At 36.5% G+C, this 19,767-nt stretch carries 15 protein-coding genes; 5 read left to right on the forward strand and 10 right to left on the reverse strand.

Going from position 1 to position 19,767, the window contains the following annotated elements:
- Nucleotides 1-138 precede the first annotated feature (138 nt).
- Complete coding sequence (locus ACIFUW_RS06710; protein WP_002286049.1) at nucleotides 139-444, reverse strand: hypothetical protein; 306 nt, start codon at nucleotides 442-444, stop codon at nucleotides 139-141.
- An 88-nt stretch (nucleotides 445-532) separates the two neighbouring features.
- On the reverse strand, nucleotides 533-1,564 hold the full coding sequence (locus tag ACIFUW_RS06715; protein ID WP_002286050.1) for a Gfo/Idh/MocA family oxidoreductase: 1,032 nt from the start codon (nucleotides 1,562-1,564) through the stop codon (nucleotides 533-535).
- Between the two features lie 206 nt (nucleotides 1,565-1,770).
- On the opposite strand from ACIFUW_RS06715, the gene ACIFUW_RS06720 reads away from it, so the two are divergent.
- Nucleotides 1,771-2,646 (forward strand): MurR/RpiR family transcriptional regulator, encoded by an 876-nt coding sequence (locus tag ACIFUW_RS06720; RefSeq protein WP_002286051.1) that lies wholly within the window; start codon nucleotides 1,771-1,773, stop codon nucleotides 2,644-2,646.
- Between the two features lie 151 nt (nucleotides 2,647-2,797).
- On the opposite strand, the gene ACIFUW_RS06725 is transcribed toward ACIFUW_RS06720, so the two are convergent.
- From ACIFUW_RS06725 to ACIFUW_RS06740, 4 genes are all read right to left on the reverse strand, one after another.
- On the reverse strand, nucleotides 2,798-3,640 hold the full coding sequence (locus ACIFUW_RS06725) for a class C sortase (RefSeq protein ID WP_002286052.1): 843 nt from the start codon (nucleotides 3,638-3,640) through the stop codon (nucleotides 2,798-2,800).
- A gap of 91 nt (nucleotides 3,641-3,731) precedes the next feature.
- Entirely contained in the window at nucleotides 3,732-5,609 is a 1,878-nt protein-coding gene (locus ACIFUW_RS06730; RefSeq protein ID WP_002286053.1) for a SpaH/EbpB family LPXTG-anchored major pilin, read from the reverse strand.
- Nucleotides 5,606-7,027 carry a SpaH/EbpB family LPXTG-anchored major pilin gene (locus ACIFUW_RS06735; RefSeq protein WP_002286054.1) on the reverse strand — a complete coding sequence of 474 codons (1,422 nt, stop codon included), beginning with the start codon at nucleotides 7,025-7,027 and terminating at the stop codon, nucleotides 5,606-5,608. The genes ACIFUW_RS06730 and ACIFUW_RS06735 overlap by 4 nt, the downstream gene beginning before the upstream one ends.
- Before the next feature lie 2 nt (nucleotides 7,028-7,029).
- The gene (locus ACIFUW_RS06740) at nucleotides 7,030-10,419 is read right to left on the reverse strand and encodes a SpaA isopeptide-forming pilin-related protein (RefSeq protein ID WP_002286055.1); all 3,390 of its coding nucleotides are present in this window, start codon (nucleotides 10,417-10,419) and stop codon (nucleotides 7,030-7,032) included.
- A gap of 256 nt (nucleotides 10,420-10,675) precedes the next feature.
- Between ACIFUW_RS06740 and ACIFUW_RS06745 the strand changes: the two genes are divergently transcribed.
- The gene (locus ACIFUW_RS06745; RefSeq protein ID WP_002286056.1) at nucleotides 10,676-12,067 is read left to right on the forward strand and encodes a helix-turn-helix domain-containing protein; all 1,392 of its coding nucleotides are present in this window, start codon (nucleotides 10,676-10,678) and stop codon (nucleotides 12,065-12,067) included.
- Between the two features lie 72 nt (nucleotides 12,068-12,139).
- On the opposite strand, the gene ACIFUW_RS06750 is transcribed toward ACIFUW_RS06745, so the two are convergent.
- Genes ACIFUW_RS06750 through ACIFUW_RS06760 form a run of 3 tightly spaced genes read right to left on the reverse strand, consistent with a single transcriptional unit; the run spans nucleotide 12,140 to nucleotide 14,560 of the window.
- Nucleotides 12,140-12,787, reverse strand: a complete 648-nt coding sequence (locus ACIFUW_RS06750) for a TetR/AcrR family transcriptional regulator (protein ID WP_002286057.1) — start codon at nucleotides 12,785-12,787, stop codon at nucleotides 12,140-12,142.
- A 7-nt stretch (nucleotides 12,788-12,794) separates the two neighbouring features.
- Nucleotides 12,795-13,481, reverse strand: a complete 687-nt coding sequence (locus ACIFUW_RS06755) for an ABC transporter ATP-binding protein (protein WP_139911587.1) — start codon at nucleotides 13,479-13,481, stop codon at nucleotides 12,795-12,797.
- 5 nt (nucleotides 13,482-13,486) lie between these two features.
- The gene (locus tag ACIFUW_RS06760) at nucleotides 13,487-14,560 is read right to left on the reverse strand and encodes an ABC transporter permease (RefSeq protein WP_002286061.1); all 1,074 of its coding nucleotides are present in this window, start codon (nucleotides 14,558-14,560) and stop codon (nucleotides 13,487-13,489) included.
- 221 nt (nucleotides 14,561-14,781) lie between these two features.
- On the opposite strand from ACIFUW_RS06760, the gene ACIFUW_RS06765 reads away from it, so the two are divergent.
- On the forward strand, nucleotides 14,782-15,456 hold the full coding sequence (locus ACIFUW_RS06765; RefSeq protein WP_002286063.1) for a response regulator transcription factor: 675 nt from the start codon (nucleotides 14,782-14,784) through the stop codon (nucleotides 15,454-15,456).
- A 4-nt stretch (nucleotides 15,457-15,460) separates the two neighbouring features.
- A complete protein-coding gene (locus ACIFUW_RS06770) occupies nucleotides 15,461-16,801 on the forward strand; it encodes a sensor histidine kinase (protein WP_002286064.1) in 1,341 nt (446 codons plus the stop codon).
- Nucleotides 16,802-16,949: 148 nt separating this feature from the next.
- Here the strand turns inward: ACIFUW_RS06770 and ACIFUW_RS06775 are convergent, their stop codons facing one another.
- A complete protein-coding gene (locus tag ACIFUW_RS06775) occupies nucleotides 16,950-17,936 on the reverse strand; it encodes a DUF2382 domain-containing protein (RefSeq protein WP_002286065.1) in 987 nt (328 codons plus the stop codon).
- A 723-nt stretch (nucleotides 17,937-18,659) separates the two neighbouring features.
- Here ACIFUW_RS06775 and ACIFUW_RS06780 point away from each other — a divergent pair.
- Nucleotides 18,660-19,691: a tyrosine-type recombinase/integrase gene (locus tag ACIFUW_RS06780; RefSeq protein ID WP_002286066.1), complete on the forward strand. Its 1,032-nt coding sequence runs from the start codon at nucleotides 18,660-18,662 to the stop codon at nucleotides 19,689-19,691.
- Nucleotides 19,692-19,767: the final 76 nt, after the last annotated feature.

The raw sequence follows: 19,767 nt of genomic DNA on the forward strand, positions 1-19,767 counted from the left end.
CTTTTAAATCGAGGGGTGTTTGGTACAACTTACAGTTGGATTTTTTTTACGACTGTACCGAACGATTTCTATCGAATGGATACAGAAAAAAAGCAGGTGACCAAATGTCTCCTGCTTTTATGAATTGATTTCGTCCGATCAATGATGATCATGTTTATTTTTTGAGGTCAGTTCTTCAAATTTTTCTTTGACATCTTCAACCGCTTTTTCGATATCTTTTTCAAAGTGATTGGGCTCATTAGGCTTTGTTTCCTCTTCTACAGAATTTGAACCAGATAAAGCTGTTTCTTTATTTTCTGTTTCACCAGAGTTTGTGCCAGCTAATGATTCTTCTTTGTCTTCTGTTTCACCAGAATTAGTTCCTGCTAAAGCCACTTCTTCTTCTGTTTTAGGGGCCATTGAACCTCTTAATCGTTTGTGTTTTTCACCGTCATAATTTGTCATGTTGGTTCCTCCTAGTAGTTCTATACTTTTTCATCGTACAATAAGACAGTTTATGCGTCAAAAAACAAACCCGATTCTTACAAATATGTCATATTTTTCCTTCTGATTCTTGAATGCTTTTGATTCCTTCTTCCAAAATTTTCATTTGTAAGATTGTTTCTTCATCTTTGATGACTTTTTCTGCGCCATTAACTAATGTCTCGTAAATCCCTTCGTAGACACGGCTGTAATCACCAACCTCGGAAATTACTTTTTCTTCATGATAACTCCCTTGTTCATCTATATAGGTCAATACACCATAATGTTCGGGCAAATCGATACCAAAGTCTTCATGATCAGGCATGTAAAACATTTTCAGATGTTCTTCTTGTCGATCTTTTGTTTGTTTCACGAACATCCCTTTTTTTCCGTAAACGACGAAACTTGGACGTTCTTTGATGCGGAAATAACTGGATTTTATCGAAATTTTCATATTTCCATAGAAAAAATCCAGATCGAAGTAATCATTCATTCGTCCTTTCCCTAAAAGTTGACGTACATCATAGCTGATATCATCTGGTTCGCCGAAATAAGAAAGAACTTGATCTACTGTATGACAAGCATGTCCATATAAATAGCTGTTCGCAGTAGAAAATTCATGCGTATTTTCTGGTACTTCCGGTCTGAAATAATCATAATGCATTTCTACTTCTAAAATATCCCCTAATTTTCCGCTTTCGATTACTTTTTGGACTGTCAAGAAGTCAGAATCGAACCGTCTGTTTTGGTAACATTGGATAAATAGACCTTTTTCTTTTGCTAATGCAAATAACTCTTCTGCTTCCTTTGACGTTTCTGCAAAAGGTTTCTCTACTAGTACATTCTTACCATGTTCGAGTGCCATTTTTCCATATTCATAATGAAATTGACTAGGTGTAGTGATGACAACTAATTGGATCTCAGGATCATCCCAAAGATCAGACAGCTGATCAGTATATTCGATGTCTTCGAATGTTTTCCACACTGGTTCAGATGGGGAAAAAATTTTTTTGATATTGATTTTGTTCGTAAGTTTTCTTGAAAAAGGCAAATGATAGCGATTTGTACTCTTTCCATTGCCAAGATAAGCGATTGTAAGCATGAGTGGTGCCTCCTTTTATTGATGTTTTCAGTATATCCTAGAAAAGCGCAGAAAGTATTTATAATAGCTATTCTGGTAAAAAAGTTCAGAAAAACACTTGTTATCATTCGGTTTGGTGAAATTAATGTTCAAAGTAAGGATAAAAATCAAAAAGATAGTAGCGGAACCAAGTGTTTATCAGTAAGATAGAATTTGGAGGTCAGATCATGCTTATTGAAGAAAAACTAACAAAACAAGAGTTGTTTACCACGACAGAGAAACGGATTGTCGATTACATCCGTAGGAATATCGAAGCTGCAGTCTACATGACGATTGAAGAATTAGCAAAAGCTACGTATACTTCCCATTCAGCTATCATTCGTTTATGCAAAAAAATGGGATTCAGCGGATTTAAAGAATTCCGTTTCGAGCTGGGGCGGGAAGTTCATCAATTGATTGCTCAGTTCAATCAAACGATTGATCCTAATTTTCCTTTTTCAAGTGAAGATAGCACTCAGCAAATTGCAAAGAAAATGGCGGATTTATCGATCCAGTCAATAAAAAAAGCACAATTGCAGATTGAACATGAAGATTTAGATCAAATCGGTAAAGTATTGAACAAGGCACAGCGAATCTTTCTTTTTGCAAAAGGTGATTCTCAAATCACGGCAAGGAAATTCCAGAATAAAATGGTCAAGTTGAATAAGTTTTTGATCATGGCTGAAGAATACAGTGATTCTTCTTGGAATGCAGCCAATTTGACTAGCGAGGATTGCGCCATTTTTATTAGCTACAGCGGTCGCATCCATCATTATGAACGAATAATGACCTATTTGAAGCATGTAGAGGCCCCTACCTTGCTGATTACCGGAAATCAGCATTCAGAAATGGCCAAACAGGCTGATATGTGTCTTGTTATATCGCAGGAGGAATATGATTTTGCTAAAGTAGCGACTTTCTCCTCTCAAATTGCCTTCGATTACGTATTAAATACGTTATTCTCAGTGATATATTCTCAAAATTTTGAAGAGAATATCCGCAACTTGAAAAACAAACAAGAATTGATGCAAAAAGGCCTTCTTAAAGAATATCGGAAAACTTAAGAAAAGATCCTCATTTAGTAATAAGAAAGATAGTGTTTGATAGGCTCTCTTTGATATCATCATAAAAACAGGCTGAAGTTTTCTTTTTCAAACCTCAGCCTGTTTGTTTACGGAACGATTCGAATAGATATATTATAGAAATGAGGAATAGCTAACTTCTGTTTCTTATTTTGAACGATTGACGAAAAAGATATATAAGAAGGAGGAAAATCAGTATACATGCAGCTAACAATCCATACAGGAAAAATCGTTTGTTCTCGGATACTTTCTGTACTTCTTTTTGAACTTCTTTTGCATGATAAGGAACCCGGTGCCCTCTGACAAGTAAGCGATGACTGTTGACCATATAAGGTGTACAAGTTAGGAGTGTCACGAAATCCTGCCCTTTTTCGATTCTCAGATCTTTTGTATCAGTCGGTTCTACCGTCTTGATCTGATCGACTTGATAAGCGAGTGTCCGTCCATTGATTTCGATATAGAAAGAATCACCTAAAGTCAGTTTCGGTAAGTCTGTGAACAACTTTGCTTGAGGCAGTCCTCGATGGCTGGAAATAACGGCATGTGTATTTTCTCCCCCCGTAGGATAAGACGTTCCTTCCAATAATGAGGCACCTTTTTCTAGCAGCACAGTATTCGTTTCATCAAAAATTGGCAAATGGACATTGATCTCAGGGATCGTCAAAATACCGATCGTATGTTTCTCAAAATAGGTTCTATCCTTTTTCGCAGGTTCTTTTTTCTTAGTAAAGGGATCTGCACCTGGATTTCCACCTTCTTTTGCTAATTGCTGGTTTTTCTTTGTCATGTTTTCTTGGATTTTAGCCATGACTTCTTCATTTTCTTTGACCGCTTGTTGCTGATAATGAGAGATGATCTGCTGATCCAGATAATTATTCAGCGCGTCGCTAACAAATGGATAAGCTAGTATCCCTATTCCTGAGAGAAGCAAGAAAAGCATCAGCAGATCTAGAAGTTTCCTTTTCTTTGGTTTCATTTGTGTTCTCCTTGTGATGACTGTTTGATAATAAAAGAAAAAGGAGCATTTGCGTAATCCGCTGCTCCTTTTTCCAATTCTTGCAAAAAGACTAAATCTGACTGTGCTTGCGTCTAGCAAAGTACAGTCCAGCAATCAGTAGAAGGACTACTCCTGCACCGATATACACATAGATTCCCTTACCGCCTGTTGAAGGAAGTGTACCTTTGTGTTTATTTGGTATTTTTTCAGGAGAAATCAACTGTCCTGCTGTTACATAAGATTGTTCATCGATAGTAAATGCTACACGGTTTGTTAATGGAACATATTTTTCTGGCGCTTTCGTTTCTTCCAGATAGTACGTGCCATATTTTAGACCTGTCACATCGATTAAACCGTTACTTGTGGTTGTAAAAACCGTTGCTGATTCTTTCGCCGATACCCAGCTGACGGCTTTTGTGGATGGGTCGATCGATAAATATTTCGCTGTGTCACTATCTTGATCACGAACGACGAATTCTGCTCCAGCAAGTGTTTGGTCTGATGTAACGTCACCATCTACTTTAACAAATCGTTTGCCCCCAGTAACGACATCGACTGACGGTGGTGTTTGATCATTTGTATGCCCGTTATCGACATTTGCTTGGTTAGAAAATCCTTTGGTTGGATCTGCTTTTTCGTTCAAATGCATATAGTAAACGAATTTCAATGTACCGCCAGGAGTTAATGAAGGAATATAATTCGGATCAACTGAAACCGTGAATCCGTCTGTTTGCTCAGTGACAGAATAATTTACTGGGTCGATTTCTTTATTTCCATCATATAAGGCATAAGCATACGTTCCTGAAGAATCATTATCAAATGTTAAAGCAGCGTCATGAGTATCGATAAGTTTGAATGTTGTGTACTTGTTTTGCGTTCCTTCTTTATCAGCGATACCTAATGGGATATTGACAGAAATCTCATATTGAATTTTTTCACCGATTGCGACATCTTTTCCATTCAATTGAGGTGTTGTTTTATCAACTTTAGACGTATCATTTTTGATGGTCTTTTCTACTGGTGTTTGGCTATTTGCCAGGATCTCAAAAGGCGTGATTGTTTGCTTTTCAATCATTTCCGCATTATCAGGAGCTTTTACTTCTTCTAAATTATATTTTCCAACTTCTAAATGATTAACGATCAACTGGCCTTTTTCAATAGATGCCTCGGCAAAGTCATTGTTGCCGATGTCATAAGAATGACCAGTAATGAAATGTTTGGCTTTGGTTTGATCAGTTGTCCAAGTGTACAATCCATCTGTGACACTTTGGATGTATTTTTTGACGCTTGGTGTTCCTTCTTCTTTAGAAATAATAAATTCTGCTCCATTTAGTGCTTCGTTTTCGGCAGTACCGATTTTTGTAACTTTCAACGTTCCATCATTACCGACTGTATTTTTAGGGTAGAGATGGATAGTATCTAGTTCTTCTGTCCCGTATTTATAAGAGCCATCTGCTTGTTTGATCATCTCATATACAGGGAAAGCTAAAACCATGTTTGCGGCAGCTGACACTCCGTCTTTTGGTTCTTCTTTGATCGTGTAGACTGCATCTTTCCCATTTTGTTTTTTAGGTAAAGATAAAGTGACATTTCCATCAGCATCTGTCGTTCCTGAAGCAACTGGTGTACCAGGAGTCAAAGACTGGACTGCTTGTTTTGCTGCATCCACGGACGCTCCTTTATCTCGTTGCGCATAAAATTCTTGAGTGACGTTATAAACTGAAAATGAAATATCGGCTAATCCTTGGTATTGATCGAATTCGCTCATTTCTTTCCCGCTGTTTTGGATTAAAGGATCGGGTAAATCAGTCATTTTCTTTTTATGAAGGATGACTTGAGCTGCTGTCTCCTCTGCAAACACTTTTTTTGCGCCGAAGCTGTTTGTGAGTAATGGTAAAATAAGGAAAAGGACTCCTAACATAACGTTTATTTTTTTATGATTTTTCATTTTTTCACTCCTGTTCTTTTTTTGATAAACAACCAGATTGCAAAGCTTGCGAATACCATACCAACAACGCCTAAAAGTGTATTTTTCGTTTCGTTTGTTTTTGGAAGAAATGGACGGCTATTTTCTTTTTTATTGACTACTTTCAATATACTGTCCGCCTCTTTATCCTCAGAAAGAAAAGTTGAAATGGTAAACGGAATTTCTGTTTCACTTAAAATATAACCAGAAGGTGCTTCGATCTCTTTTAATCGATAACTTCCTGTTTTCAACCCGGAAATTGAAAAAGCGCCATTTTTATCGGAAATCAGGTGAAGCGCATCTGATTCGTTCTTTGTCCACTTGTATCCGTTGGCTGTTTGCTGGAGGTAATTTCCTGCTTTGTTTTTAATAAGGAATACTGCGCCAGCTAATCGTTTATCTGGTTTATTTGTCTCGATTTTGACAAATTGCTTACTCCCTGTATATACAGAGACTTTCTTTGTACTGACACCAAAACCAAAATCCAGTGTTCCGTTGTTGTTGATTTCCTTGTTCGCCTGTGCTGTACTGCTTAGCTGCATCTGATAAGAAATGGTCAGTTTTTTTCCAGCATATTTTTCCAACGAAGGGATCGAAAATAAAACATCAAATCCGTGAGGTTTCTTGTGTATGACAAAGCCTTCTGTCAGCTTTTCTCCATTCGATGAAATCGTTAAACTATTAGGTAAAAACGTTAATGCTTCATCCGCACTATCTGACAATTCGAACTTTTGATAGTCAAGGATATTTACAGGAATTGTCGTATGCAAGGAATAAGTGATTTTTTCACCAATCGTAAAATCATTTCTAGGCTCTTCTAATACCTTCTCAAAAGGTGGATCAGGGTAGTCGTTTTCTTCATTTTTAGGATACAAATGGATAGTTGAAAGTTTTTGATTGTTTTGTCCATGTACAGGAAGAACAACTACCATATTCTCTGCCTTTTCTTTGACGACTTCTGGTACTTTGGATTCAATGAAAAGATACGCTTTATCTCTTTTTTCTTGATCTTTAGCGGCCAGAGAAAAAGAAGCGATACCATCTTCGTTGTTAAGAGTTGTAGTTGTTGCTTCTGCGGTAAACATACCGGAAGACGCACCGTTTTTTGCGATCTCTGCTTGTGCTTCTTCTACCGTTTTGCCCTTTTCCCGTAGATGGTAAAAAGAATCTGTGACATCATAAACTTGGAATGTGACACCATTTAATCCTCGATACGTTTGTAATAAAGCTTTTTCTTGTCCGTCATTTGGATGATTTTTCGGCAGTTGCCCGTTTGGGAAAAGCAATTTGTGTAAAGTAATCTGAACCATTTCTGTTTCTGTTTCTGTTGCTACCTGAGTAAAAGCTGGTTTAAATAGTAACAAGAAGAGACACATACTAAGCCAACCAAGTTTTTTCATATTTAGCTGCCCCCTCTTTCTTTTTTCAAAAAAAGATACCAAATAGAAAACGCACAACCAATCATCCCTACTAGATAGATTCCTAAACGGCCAATTCCTCCCGTTTCAGGTAATGGTACTTTTGCCTGATTCGTGATGTCTAAAGAAATCTGGTTGTTTTTGGCTCCTGGTGACAGAACAGATTCATGATCTTGTCCATCCACTTGAATTGACCCATCTTCGTGTATAACTATAGTAACTGGCTCTTTTAGACCTTGGTATCCTTCTGGTGTAAAAGTTTCGGTCAGCGTATAAGTTCCAGGTTTTAAATTTTCGAATAGAAAGGTATCTGTTTCTTGTCCATCTTTTGGCGATTCTAAGTCCATTTCTGGTCCCTGCAGTCTGAATTTTGCTCCTTTTAATGTCTGTCCGTTGTCTTCTTTTTTGTGTACCGTTAGATCAAACGCTTTTAGTCGATTTTGATGAGTGAGCGTCCATACATTATTTGTCATCTCGGTATTTTTTCCCGTGTAAATGATTTTTCCATATTTATCGATTTGGAATTCATAATTTCCCGGCGAAGTATCATATCCGGCAGGACCAGCTGTTTCAACGACTCGATATTTACCAGGTGTGAGTGAATCAAAACTGGCAAGACCTTTTTCATTCGTTGTTTGGCTGTCAATTGGCTGATAAGTACCATTTGCTTCTTTTTTCTGTAGGGAAAATGCTGCTCCTTTAAGATTTATCTCTTTGTCCGTCCCTTGCATCGCATACTTACGTACTGCTACAGGAACTTCAACAAAAGGATTTTCAATAGTCAACTGGATCGTATCATCGGAAGTAGTGACTGTTTTTCCATCAATGGTTACCGTACCATCAGAAGCGATCTTGATTTCCCAAGTAGTCTTTTTGCTTAATCCATGCCCTTCTGGAGCTTTTGTTTCTGTCAGCGTATAGGTCATTTCTTTTTGCAATTTGACATTTTCTGGAAGAGAATAGGTTCCGTCGCCATGATCTGTTAGTAAAGTATCAATAGAATCTCCTGTTAATTTGAAAACAGCGCCAATAAGATCCTTTTCACCTGTAGAGGAATTTTTCGTTATTTTCAAGTTTAACGGTGTGAATTGTTTAGTATTTTTCCATGTCATTGCATCTATTTGTTGAGAATCGTATCCTGGTACAGGTAATTCTTTGATTGTTTGGTAACTGAATGCTTGACCTTGATTATTGTATTGAGGTAGTGATAATATCTCTTGATAACTTTCTCCGCTATTTGCAGATAATTTGTCAATGTCTGCACGTTCCCACGTATTTGTTGTATCTTTAGCTGGTTTAATGATTCGAATATATCCGTTTTTCCAAGCTGCAGCATTTGTCGTATGTTCCCGTTGAATCTCAAAAGTAACTTGATCTGGACGATCAGCTAGATTGTTGTCAAATTCTTCCCATAACTTTTTGATGTGAAGACTGACTCCGGGAGCTTTAGCAGATGGTATACCGAATTCAGCTAATTCATTGGTATCAATGTTTGGCTGGAAAGTTGTCCTGCCGTTCATTTGATACCAGAAATTTGGATGGAAGTCCTCATTTTCTGTTTGGATTCTCACTTGGTAATGGATTTGGATTTCTTGGTCTTTTCCTAAATAGATCTGATTGCTCTTGATGGTATTTCCTTCTATGGAAATAGATGGAGTGACCGTTGTAGGACTTGTCCCCACACTCTTGACTGAAAGTGTACCAGGCTGATAAATGAATGGTTCTGCGATTGGATCATTTATTTGTCCATTGCTTACAGTTGCTGAGATCTGTACAGCTTTTTTGGCTAGGTATTCAGAGATATCTGTTGCATGATCAGCTGATTCATAGTAAAGATCGCCTTTTTCATCTGATGAAACCATTTGTCGCATACGAGACTCTACTTCTGCTTTTGAGAGACCAGCTGCCGGATCGCTTTGAAGTTGGATGCCAAGACCATGTATTTCGATTCCTCGTTCTTTGAGTGCCATCGCTTCTCCGATGGTTGCGATAAACGTACTGTCGATTCTTCTGGATAGATTGTTTTGGTCAGGTGCATCATAGATTCTTGAGATTAGAGAAGTATTTCCCGGCCGATCTTGCGTATTAGAAAACTGAGTTCCGTAATAATTGCTGCTTGATTGTGCGTGTACCCGCTGTACTTTATAGGAAAATGTTGGTACACCATCCGTCAGCAAAACGATCACTTTTTTATGTCCATTTGGAACGGATAGCATGCTTCCTGCATCTCTTAGTGCTTTTTGTGTAAAAGTACCACCATTTGTCCGTGAAGGTGTAATGGATTTTACTTGATTTTTCACTGAATCAAATGAACCCATCTGTACTGCACCGTTACTGTAGCTATATCCTTCGCTTGAGTAGCCGACATATCCCATATTGATTTTGTCTGTGATACCGCTATCTGCTAAAGTATCGACAAAACGATCGACACCAATCTTTACTTCACCGATCCGATTATTGTCGTTCATACTTCCTGACCAGTCTACGACCAATACGAGATCAAGAGGCGTGATATCTTTTTGTACATTTCCACGAGCATTCAAATAAACATCAAACAATCCGGGTGTACTTGTTTCCTTTGCATACTTTCGTATCGCATAGTCTGCTTGATTACCGGTTCCTCCATATTCGATATACGAATGGGTCCGATCATTAGGATCTCCATTCCAAGAATTTATACCATCCCATTGATTTGTTCCGTTTTTATTGCCTTGATGATCAAGAACATTTGTATTTCCTGTAGGTTGCCAACTGGCTTTAGGATAAGTGCCCTGATCATCTGTTGTATATTCTGTAGGAATCGTTTGATTAGATGGCACACTCACAGCTGGCAAGGATAATGTAGGCAATGTAAATGGGCTGACAGAATTTTCGTTTTCTTTTGATGATTCTTCTTCTATTTCGTCTGGCTTTGGTACTGACACATCTGTATCTTTCTTATTTTCTGTCTCATCAATAATGTCATATTCTTTATTATCGACGATCAGCTTGTTTGCCTGGCTGTGGTAAAGTGCTGGATCGATTGGAAAACTCAGATCGATAGTTTGTTTAGTGTTTGATGAGATTTCCAACGTAATTTTCCCGCTATTTACCTGATAAGCATAGCCATCTCCTTCTTTTCTTTCCACATCACTTAAGTAATTTTCGACTAGACCAATTTCTTTTTCTATCTTTTCAGCACTGGTGTTATTCGCATTTAGCTTGATGTTCAGTGCTTTTTTTCCAGACTGATCCGAAATGACTTCAGCTGAAATTGTTTCTAAAACTGTTGGATCATCTGTAGTGTCTGCTATTGCAGATAATGGCACAAAGTTTGATAAACTCAATATTATCAGCATGAAAATAACTTTCAGTTTCTTCCCTGTGGTCGTCATTTTTCCCCTCCTTTTTCTTTTTTTCTGTTTTGACGTGAATAGTGAAAATTATTAAAATAAACAGGCGTTACATAATTTTATTTATTTTAATATGATAATTATTATACGAAGGGCGCTAAAGGGAATCACACCAATTTTCATACCAATTGGTTTCATTTATGAAGTTGATTCCTTCGATTAATGAGCGTTTCATTGAAAGAAAAGGGTTGAGGGAGAAAAACATATGATCAGGTTGTTGGAATTAAACTATAGAAAGATGGAAAAAATCATTCGAATTCTGTCCATTTCTGACAAGTGGATGACTAAAAAAGAACTTGCCAAACGAATTGGTAGTTCAGAATCTACATTTGTAAGGTATATCGAAGAGATCAAAATCCGCTGGGGAACGGATGTAACGATTCAATCTTCACAAAAATTGGGGTATCGTCTTGAACATTTGAATGTACCAGCTTATTTAAATGTTCTGATGGAAATGTCGCAAAGTTCTACAAACAGTCGTTTATTAAATGAGATTATTGTCAATCCGGGTAAAACGATTGAGTATTATTGTGAAAAAATTTCCATCAGCCGGTCTTCTTTTACACGTAAGTTGAAACAATGCAATCAAATTTTAGAAAGCTATTTATTAAAAGTGATCGTTGACCAAGGTTTTCAGTTAACTAGCCTTAAAAGTGAGCTCCAGTTGCGTATCTTTGTTACCTTTTTCTTTTTAAGTTACTACGGAAGACGCACGTTGCCATTTCCAATCGAAAAAAAGAAGATCAAAGAAATTATGGTCAAGAATAATTGTCAGATGAATTTGTTTCAGGAAGAAAGCCCATATGAGCAATCTTTCTTTATTATGTATTTTGTTGTGCATCTCATGAGAGAATCCCAAGGAACTCCATTTGAATGGAAAGCTGGAGACTCTTATGTACAGTTGATAAATATCGATAAAAAAGACTTCTTAATCTTGAAAAATCTCTTAGGAAAATTGAAGTACAGCAGCTATATAAAAGTAGTGAACTATTTTGTCAATACGATTTTTTCAGAATTTTCGGAGAAAGAAAAAAATGAAATCAGTGAGCAGATACGAAAAAATATGTCCTACTGTTCGTTTTCATCCGCTGATTGCAAAGAAAAAAACGAAGAATATGTTGTTCAATTATTAACGCAAATTTATTTTTTCTCCCGTATTTTCCCATACGATACGACTCATTTGACGATCCGTGCAACTTACTTTGCACAGCAGATGCAACACCGCCAGATACGTCTATATGCTGGATTTCGTGCAGAACTTCAATTTTATTCCACTCTACTGAATCAGAATCTGATTTATTATTTATCTAGCTATATCTTTTGGATGCTTATCGGTAATCCTGAAATTCACCATTATACTTCTGATAAAAAAATACTGATTATCAGCGACTTAAGTCTTCGACATAGTCAATATATTGAAGAATATATCAGTGATATTCTTGCTGTGCATAAAATTCACTCTGAGACAACTGCTATTACTGAAGATCAGCTGTCGAAATACAATCTTCTCGAGTATGATCTGATCGTTACGAATCAACCCATTTTGAATGCCCATGTTCCTCATATATTGATTGATGATAGTGTGTCATTCGCAAATGAAGAAGAACTCATCCGCTTATTCGAGTTATGAATAATCAAAAAACAGCTATGTATAAACCACCCTGATAAAAATTTCAGGACAAATACACATAGCTGTTTCTTTTTATTGTATTCCTTCAGCAATCCAACGAGATTTATAGCGAAAGTCTTTTAACAACTCTTCTTTTGTCCAATTATTTGCAATGAGATCCGTCAAAGTGTTCATTACGAGGGTCATGGAAAAGTATAGGAAACTAACTGCTTCTTCCGACGATTGAATGGAGAAATGATTGATTCTTAATAATTCCAGCCATTTTTCGTTCATTGGAGAATCAGCCGATAGTTCTCTACGTTTGGTTGTCTGCTGATCATTTCGCTGGGTTAACAAGTATAACCTTTGCCAATAGATACTTTCGTGATCTAAGTCGCAGCACCACTCTAAATATTTTTCGATCCCCAAAAAGAAATGTTGTTTGTTTTCGCTAATGAATTTTAAGATATCTTGATGGACTATGTGAGAACTGCTTTTGATCGTATACAAATAAGCATCTTCCAAATCTTGAAAATATTTATAAAAAGCACCGCGCGACATCCCCATCTTGTCAACGATTTCTGAGACTTTGACTTGGCTGATGTGCTGTGAGCAAAATATCTCCAGTAATAGGTCATCGATTCTCTGTTTCTTTGCGTTCGATAAATTGAAAAAAGTTTCTTTTGGCATCCACATCTCTCCTTTATCTCTGATTATACGTGGATAGCCCTTCATTGTCATGAAGGATTCATTCCTTCTTTTTCTCTTCTTCTGTCAAGTACCCATCTTCCATTCGATAAACGCGATCACTCCATTGAATCATACGGACATCATGAGTAACCATAATAGTCGCTTTTTGTTTCTCATGAGCTTCTTTAACTAGTAATTTGACGACTTCATATGCATGATCTGTATCCAAACTAGCTGTTGGTTCGTCTGCTAAGATCAAGTTTGGCTCATTATATAAAGCGCGAGCAATTGCCACTCTCTGTCTTTCTCCACCAGAAAGGTCTTTAGGATAACTATTTTTAAGTGACTGGATATCTAAAGATTGCAGCAAGGAATCGATTTTTGTTGAATCTTCTTTTTTTGAAGTAACTTGGTCAACTAGTTCAAATTGTTCCTTTACCGTTAAAAAAGGAATCAAATTAGAGCTTTGGAGAATAAATCCTATTTCTTTAAAGCGTAAATCTGCTCGTTTTTTTTCTGGAAGCTCAGTTAGTGAGTGACCGTTGATCACTATTTCTCCGGAAGTCGGTGTTTGCAATCCTCCTGAAATGGTAAGGAAAGTACTTTTACCTGAACCAGAAGGACCAATGATGCTGACGAATTCTCCTTCCTTTACATAAAAATCAATTGCTTTCAAAGCTGAGACCTTTGTATGACCAGAACCAAATGTTTTGGTAACTTTTTTCATCGTTAATATTTTTTTCATTTTTATTAACCTCCTATTGCTGTAATTGGGTCTACTTTGGTTATCGTACGTATCGAAAACAATCCGCCTAGCATTGCGACAATGATCAAAATCCCACTATATAGCAACCATTGTGACCAAAAAACAGCAAAAGGCATCGCGCTTGGTAAAATCAGACTAGTCAAATAAGCAAACAAAAGAGCAAGCAGAACGCCTACCACCCCAACAATAAAGGACTGTGCTACTAAAGATTTAGCGATGAAGAAATTTTTGATCCCTTGTGCTTTCATTACTCCAAAAATAGCAGTCTTCTGAAGTGTCATCACGTACATGAAAATACCGACCACGGCAGCAACCACTAAGAACAAAAAGTATATCATCGCATTTAAGGTCATATTTTGGGCAGAATAGCCAGGAATACTTTCAATGAATGTCCCAATAGTTAATAACTGTAGACCCTTCGATGCTTTTTCTTTCGAAATTTTAGCTGAATCCTTTATTACGATCCCATTGATCGGCTGTTCTTCTTCAGAAGCAAACGGCTGTTGTCCATACTTCAAAGCAGTCCACGTATCTAGGGACGCATAGATGACGGGAGAAACTGTGTAATAAGTTTCAGGAAAGATACCGACAATCGTCAAAGGATCGTCGTAACTGCCAATTTTGATCGTATCTCCAATTTTATAGCCTGAATCAGCCAGATTTTGAGAGATGATGATTTCATTCTTTGTTTTAAATTCATGCCCTTTCGTGAGTTTTGGTAATAAAAATGCTTCTTTCGTTGTGCCGAAAACTGTAACATTTTCTTTGTTTTTTCCTTTGATTGCTCCGCTGTACAATCCGATTGGTGCTTTCTCTCCTCCTTCAATGTATTTCAGATCTCCTCTTGTTAATTGTGAAGCTGCAAATACTTGATTTGCATCCTCCGACAAAACAATCTCTTGTGCGTCCCAATCATCGATTGCTTTTTTAAACTCTTCTGAAAGTCCATTCGCTAGTCCTGACAACATGAATACGACATACGCAATCAAGAACATAATACCGACGATCAAGCCATATCGTAATTTAGAATAGCGAATTTCTTTGATAGCTAGAAACATTTGTTTTTCCTCCCTATGATAGATTGATAGTGACAAAATGTCACTTGTTGAATAGTGTAACTCTAAAGTGACAATTTGTCACTTGTGTTGTTTTTTTCTTATCAATAAATTGTCTAAGACATCTTTCGATAAAACCTTAACATGAGTCATAAAAAATTTATTTAAGCCTTATTTATGCTTTCCATGATAAACTAAAGTGACCAAATCAATGAGGTGGGAAAATGATTAAACTATTAGTAGTAGAAGACGATAAAGTATTATCCAATAATATAAAAGAAATACTCGCTGCAATCGGCGAGATAACACAAGTTTATGATGGTAGTGAAGGACTGTTCGAGTTGGAAAGTGGAGTTTATGATCTTGCAATCTTGGATTTGATGATGCCGGAAATGAATGGATATGAAGTGTTAGCAAAAATACGGAAAGAAAAAATACAGACTCCAGTATTGATTTTGACTGCAAAAGATAGTTTGGAAGATAAGATTGAAGGATTTGAACGAGGTGCAGATGATTATCTAACAAAACCTTTCTATCGAGAAGAACTGATCATGCGCGTGAAAGCATTATTGAAACGCTCGCTAGGTCTCTTTGATGAAAATGTTCTGAAGTATAAGGATATCAGTTGTGATTTAAAAAGCAATGAAGTCTTGTATAAAGAACAAGTTTTGCCCATACAAGGAAAAGAGTTTGAATTGCTCGTTTATTTTTTACAAAATAAGGGAATCATTTTGACAAAAGAGCAGATATTTGACCGGATCTGGGGATTTGATTCTGATACGACGATTACAGTTATTGAAGTTTATATGAGCAACTTACGAAAACATCTGCGAAGTACTGGATTGGATAAAGAAATCAAAACCTTACGTAATGTCGGTTATATACTGCAAAGGGTGTGATGCAATGAATGGAGATATTACACGAAAGCAACGTAGTCGCTTTTTTGCGACAAATGTAGCAGCATTTGCTTTTATCTTTTTTCTTTTGGGATTCATTACTTTACAGATATTAAACCAATCTGCATACAGAGAAACAGATCTGTCATTAGAGAAAATAAATTTTGATTCTCGAACAGTACAATTAGAGATACAAAGATATCAGCAAGGCGATCCCTTTTTAAACCCGACTCAAACGGAACAAAACAGAACAAACATGGAACAGCCATTAATGGAACCATCAAATGACCGTTTTAACACTCAAGTGATCTTGTGGTCTAAAAATGGTGAGATATTGAATAAAGCAGCTATTGGTGGGCGTTTCAACCAAATCAAAGAATTAAAAATGGATACGAAAAATCTGAATACCATCCAAAATATTGAATTAAATGAAGACAGTGGCTCATCTGCCCTCTCTTTCCGTTCGATTACGAAAAAAGCGGAGACGAATCAAGATGGCGTTGCCTACATCCAAATTTTAGAAAATACAAATCAAATCAAGAATTCATTAGCGACTTTTCGCACGATTATGATTTTGTGTATGATTGTTTTTTGGATTCTCTCTATTGGTATCAGTTATTACTTGTCTAGTCTAAGCATGCGCCCTATTATTCTTTCTTGGAGAAGACAAAAAGAATTTGTTGAGAATGCTTCTCATGAATTGCGCACACCGTTAACGATTATTCAAAATAGTTTGGAACATCTTTTTACCAAGCCTAATCATACTATTATTGAAGAATCCGAAAGCATCGCTCAAGCATTGTCAGAGACGAGGCGCCTCACTGGATTGACTTCGGATTTGCTGACAATCGCTCGGAATGATTCTGATCAGCAGCTGCTTTCAAAGCAAATGATCAATACACAAGAATATATCGAACAACTTGTTAAACCATTTCAAGAGATGGCCATCATAGATGGAAAAGAGTTTATTCTCCATAACGATGCAACATTAGAAGTACCAATTGATGAAAAAAAAATCCATCAAGTTTTGGTTATTTTGCTGGATAATGCATTAAAATATACGAATCCAGAAGATAAGATCATTTTGGATTCATCTGTTAACCATAAAGAATGGCTGATTCACGTAAAGAATACTGGCCCTTCTATCAGTGAAGAAGATCAAGCAAGGATTTTTGATCGATTTTATCGGGAAGATCAATCTCGGGCGAAAGAGACTGGCGGATACGGGCTTGGCTTGGCAATTGCAAAACAGGTAATCGAACAGCATCATGGACAGATTTCTGTATCCAATTATCTTCCACAAGGAGTCGATTTTAAAGTCCAATTGCCGTTGAAGCCTAAAAAATAATGCTTATCCCTAAAAAAGGGCTGTGACAAAAATCTTGTCACAGCCCTTTTTTGTTGCGAATAAACGGTGTTCCAGAAGTAGCTTCTTCGGAAATAAGCCGAAATTTCTTTAAGCTGACCACTTCTGTCACAACCTCTTTAGCTTACGCTTACGATTTTTTATTGCGGTCTTCAATGTGTACATCACCGCTTGTGTCAATATCCAATTCTTCTCGGCTAACATCTTCTGTCACTTTTTCAACATCTTCATGTTCTTCTTTATGAATCCCAACTTCTTCACGAATAACTGTATGTTTGCTTACATCTACTTGCTCTTCTTTGATTGGGATAGTAATCGTGTCATCTTCCAATTTTTCGTCTGTTCCCTGTGAAGATTGATCTGTTACTGGTTTGCGTTCGATGACGATTTCTTCACGTTTGACCGGTACTTCTACCGTTTCAGTATCGTTGACCACATGTTTGTGGATGTCGACTTCTCCAGTTGTCACATCATGTGTATTTACATCTAATTTTTCTTCTTTTAGTTGAATTGTATCATCATCTAGATTTGGTTTGCGATCGATGTCTTCAGTCTTGCTTGTACCCATTGTATCAGTCTCGCCAGGTACGTCCATCGGATCAGTTCCTGGTGTCATATTCAATGGATCCGTTGTATTTTGAAAGCCTGTCGTGCCACCTACGTCCATTGGATCTGTTCCAGTGCCAGTTTCTAATCCAGTCCCCATTGTGCTTGCTGGGCTAACAGTATCTTGTGTATCCATTGTATCTTCTGTTGTTTCTGGCTGACGATAGCCTTTTACTGTGATGACAAATTTTCCATCAGAAATATCTCCTCTATATTGATATAAAGGATCATTTTCTGGTGTAGCCGTCTCAGAATCATAGGTATCAAAAGAAAAAGTATCTTTTATTTTTTCCCATAAAGAACGGTCTTCTTCACCATCCATCCGATTTTCATCTGTTTCAACATCTATACCAGACAATCCGTCAAATCCTAGTCTAGATGCTGCTTCATCAGTAGTATAAATAACGATATCATCTCGTTCATACCCTTCGTTACGCAACCGTTCAATTACTGATAATGCTTCTTCCCTCGTACTATAGCTTCCGATGACCGTTAAATTTTTCTCTTCCATGTAAATTCCTCCTAGCAAATAGATTTATGATTGGTATATTGTTACTTATAAATTTATTCTATAGGAGACGATTGTTTTCTACAAATATTTAGATTGGAATTTGATTAAAACAATTTAATTGAAATTTGAAAACATTTATGTTAATGAAAGTCATATTCTAATAAAATGTCATTTGTTTCTATATGAATTTTTATGAAAAATTTCATATAATTTCCACTCGTTGTGATGGTTTAATTTATCCAATCCATCAATAAGCAAACAACTTATATAAAAAAGGATTAATTCTCAATATAATTGCTCCTACCATAGAATAAATCTTCATGTAAAGTAATGAAGTACCAACTATTTCTAATACTTCTTTAAGAATTATCCCAACAATATCGTTAGACAAACCATTATTGAATAAATGGAGAGCCAATCGATTCTGAAAAAATGTTTTCTAATTTTTCGGAAATAAAAGAAAGAGCCTCCTGCCATTAGAACGAACCAAATCCATTTCATTGCTCATGAAGTAACCACATAGCTAAAAAGAGGATAAATCAATTAAAAGATCAAAAGAATGACTGCACTAATAAAATAACTAAAAATGTATCTTCTTACTTCATATCTTTTAGCTAGTACTTAGTTAAAAATTTGCTTCCTAAGATCAAGACAAACTGTCTATCTTCATTTGATGAAATGCGGTAAAATATAGAAAATGAACACTATTGGAGGGAATTTGTAATGGACAGCAAAACTAGAAAACAACTGCAAGAAAAGTTAAAGCAACGTACACACTTGCTCCCTTCCGTCTTTCAACAGTTTTTAGAAGAAAATCGTTCTTCCCTTTCATTAGGCAGTCGCTATGAATACGCAAAAGATTTTCATCTGTTTACTGATTATTTGAGAAAAGTATTTTCTGAAGAAGTGGATGATCAGCTGATTATCCATTTAGAAAAACAAGATTATCAGAATTTCTTAGCTAAAATCTATCGACATACTCGTTCGTTCCAAACTACAGCGAACCAAGAAACGGAGCAATTGTTTGAAAATAGCTATTACGGGATTTCAAGGAAGCAATATTCATTAAATCATTTTTTACGATTTTTGTATCAAAAAGGACTGATTGAAGAAGAGATTTCTCTTTTGGGTACAAGTTTACCGGAAACAACCAAAGCAGCTCCGCGATATATCGATGCAGAACTTTTCAAAGATTTTGAGCATTTGTTTATCCCGATTGAAGGCTTTCAAACAAGCAGAGAAGCTAGCTTTGAAGAAAAGAATAGACCGAGGAACCTTGCAATTACTGCCATTCTTCTGTATTGCGGATTAAAGATCCATGAAGTAGTAGAACTTAAACGTAAAGATGTATCTTTGACCAAGCAGATTCTTAATCTGAATAGAAAAGAAAACAGACTGAATAAAGTACCAATACCAAAAGAAGCGATGCCATTTCTGGAGAACTATTTTAAGTTAACAGCACAAAATACGGACGAAAATTCTTTTGTTTTTCGTTCCTCACATGATCAGCAAATTTCTCCTCGGACTATTCGCCAAATTTTGAGCAAAATTACAGTATATAAAAACGTATCGCCAGAACTATGCAGAAAAACATATCGTTATTATGCAGAACTATATTTAGATGATGCTGACGCGGTAAATTATTTATGTGGTAATCGATACCTCTCATCCCATTCTTTTCAAGATATCTGGGAAAAGATGGTTGATTTTTCTTATCACGAATTAGCGGCATTCGTTCGGGTTTCTTCCATATAAAACAAATGTATGATCTTTTTTTCACAATAAACTATGTTATTATATAAAGGATTATGTTACGATTATCTTGAATTTG

The sequence above is a fragment of the Enterococcus sp. PLH-Efm8 genome (assembly GCF_053011625.1).

What these genes read in the sequence shown, in the direction of transcription:
- ACIFUW_RS06770 (WP_002286064.1), top strand. Translation starts at nt 15,461, where the DNA reads ATGAATGGAGATATTACACGAAAGCAACGTAGTCGCTTTTTTGCGACA.
- ACIFUW_RS06720 (WP_002286051.1), top strand. Translation starts at nt 1,771, where the DNA reads ATGCTTATTGAAGAAAAACTAACAAAACAAGAGTTGTTTACCACGACA.
- ACIFUW_RS06765 (WP_002286063.1), top strand. Translation starts at nt 14,782, where the DNA reads ATGATTAAACTATTAGTAGTAGAAGACGATAAAGTATTATCCAATAAT.
- ACIFUW_RS06745 (WP_002286056.1), top strand. Translation starts at nt 10,676, where the DNA reads ATGGAAAAAATCATTCGAATTCTGTCCATTTCTGACAAGTGGATGACT.
- ACIFUW_RS06710 (WP_002286049.1), bottom strand. Translation starts at nt 444, where the DNA reads ATGACAAATTATGACGGTGAAAAACACAAACGATTAAGAGGTTCAATG.
- ACIFUW_RS06750 (WP_002286057.1), bottom strand. Translation starts at nt 12,787, where the DNA reads ATGACAATGAAGGGCTATCCACGTATAATCAGAGATAAAGGAGAGATG.
- ACIFUW_RS06730 (WP_002286053.1), bottom strand. Translation starts at nt 5,609, where the DNA reads ATGAAAAATCATAAAAAAATAAACGTTATGTTAGGAGTCCTTTTCCTT.
- ACIFUW_RS06760 (WP_002286061.1), bottom strand. Translation starts at nt 14,560, where the DNA reads ATGTTTCTAGCTATCAAAGAAATTCGCTATTCTAAATTACGATATGGC.
- ACIFUW_RS06725 (WP_002286052.1), bottom strand. Translation starts at nt 3,640, where the DNA reads ATGAAACCAAAGAAAAGGAAACTTCTAGATCTGCTGATGCTTTTCTTG.
- ACIFUW_RS06775 (WP_002286065.1), bottom strand. Translation starts at nt 17,936, where the DNA reads ATGGAAGAGAAAAATTTAACGGTCATCGGAAGCTATAGTACGAGGGAA.
- ACIFUW_RS06740 (WP_002286055.1), bottom strand. Translation starts at nt 10,419, where the DNA reads ATGACGACCACAGGGAAGAAACTGAAAGTTATTTTCATGCTGATAATA.
- ACIFUW_RS06735 (WP_002286054.1), bottom strand. Translation starts at nt 7,027, where the DNA reads ATGAAAAAACTTGGTTGGCTTAGTATGTGTCTCTTCTTGTTACTATTT.
- ACIFUW_RS06755 (WP_139911587.1), bottom strand. Translation starts at nt 13,481, where the DNA reads ATGAAAAAAATATTAACGATGAAAAAAGTTACCAAAACATTTGGTTCT.
- ACIFUW_RS06780 (WP_002286066.1), top strand. Translation starts at nt 18,660, where the DNA reads ATGGACAGCAAAACTAGAAAACAACTGCAAGAAAAGTTAAAGCAACGT.
- ACIFUW_RS06715 (WP_002286050.1), bottom strand. Translation starts at nt 1,564, where the DNA reads ATGCTTACAATCGCTTATCTTGGCAATGGAAAGAGTACAAATCGCTAT.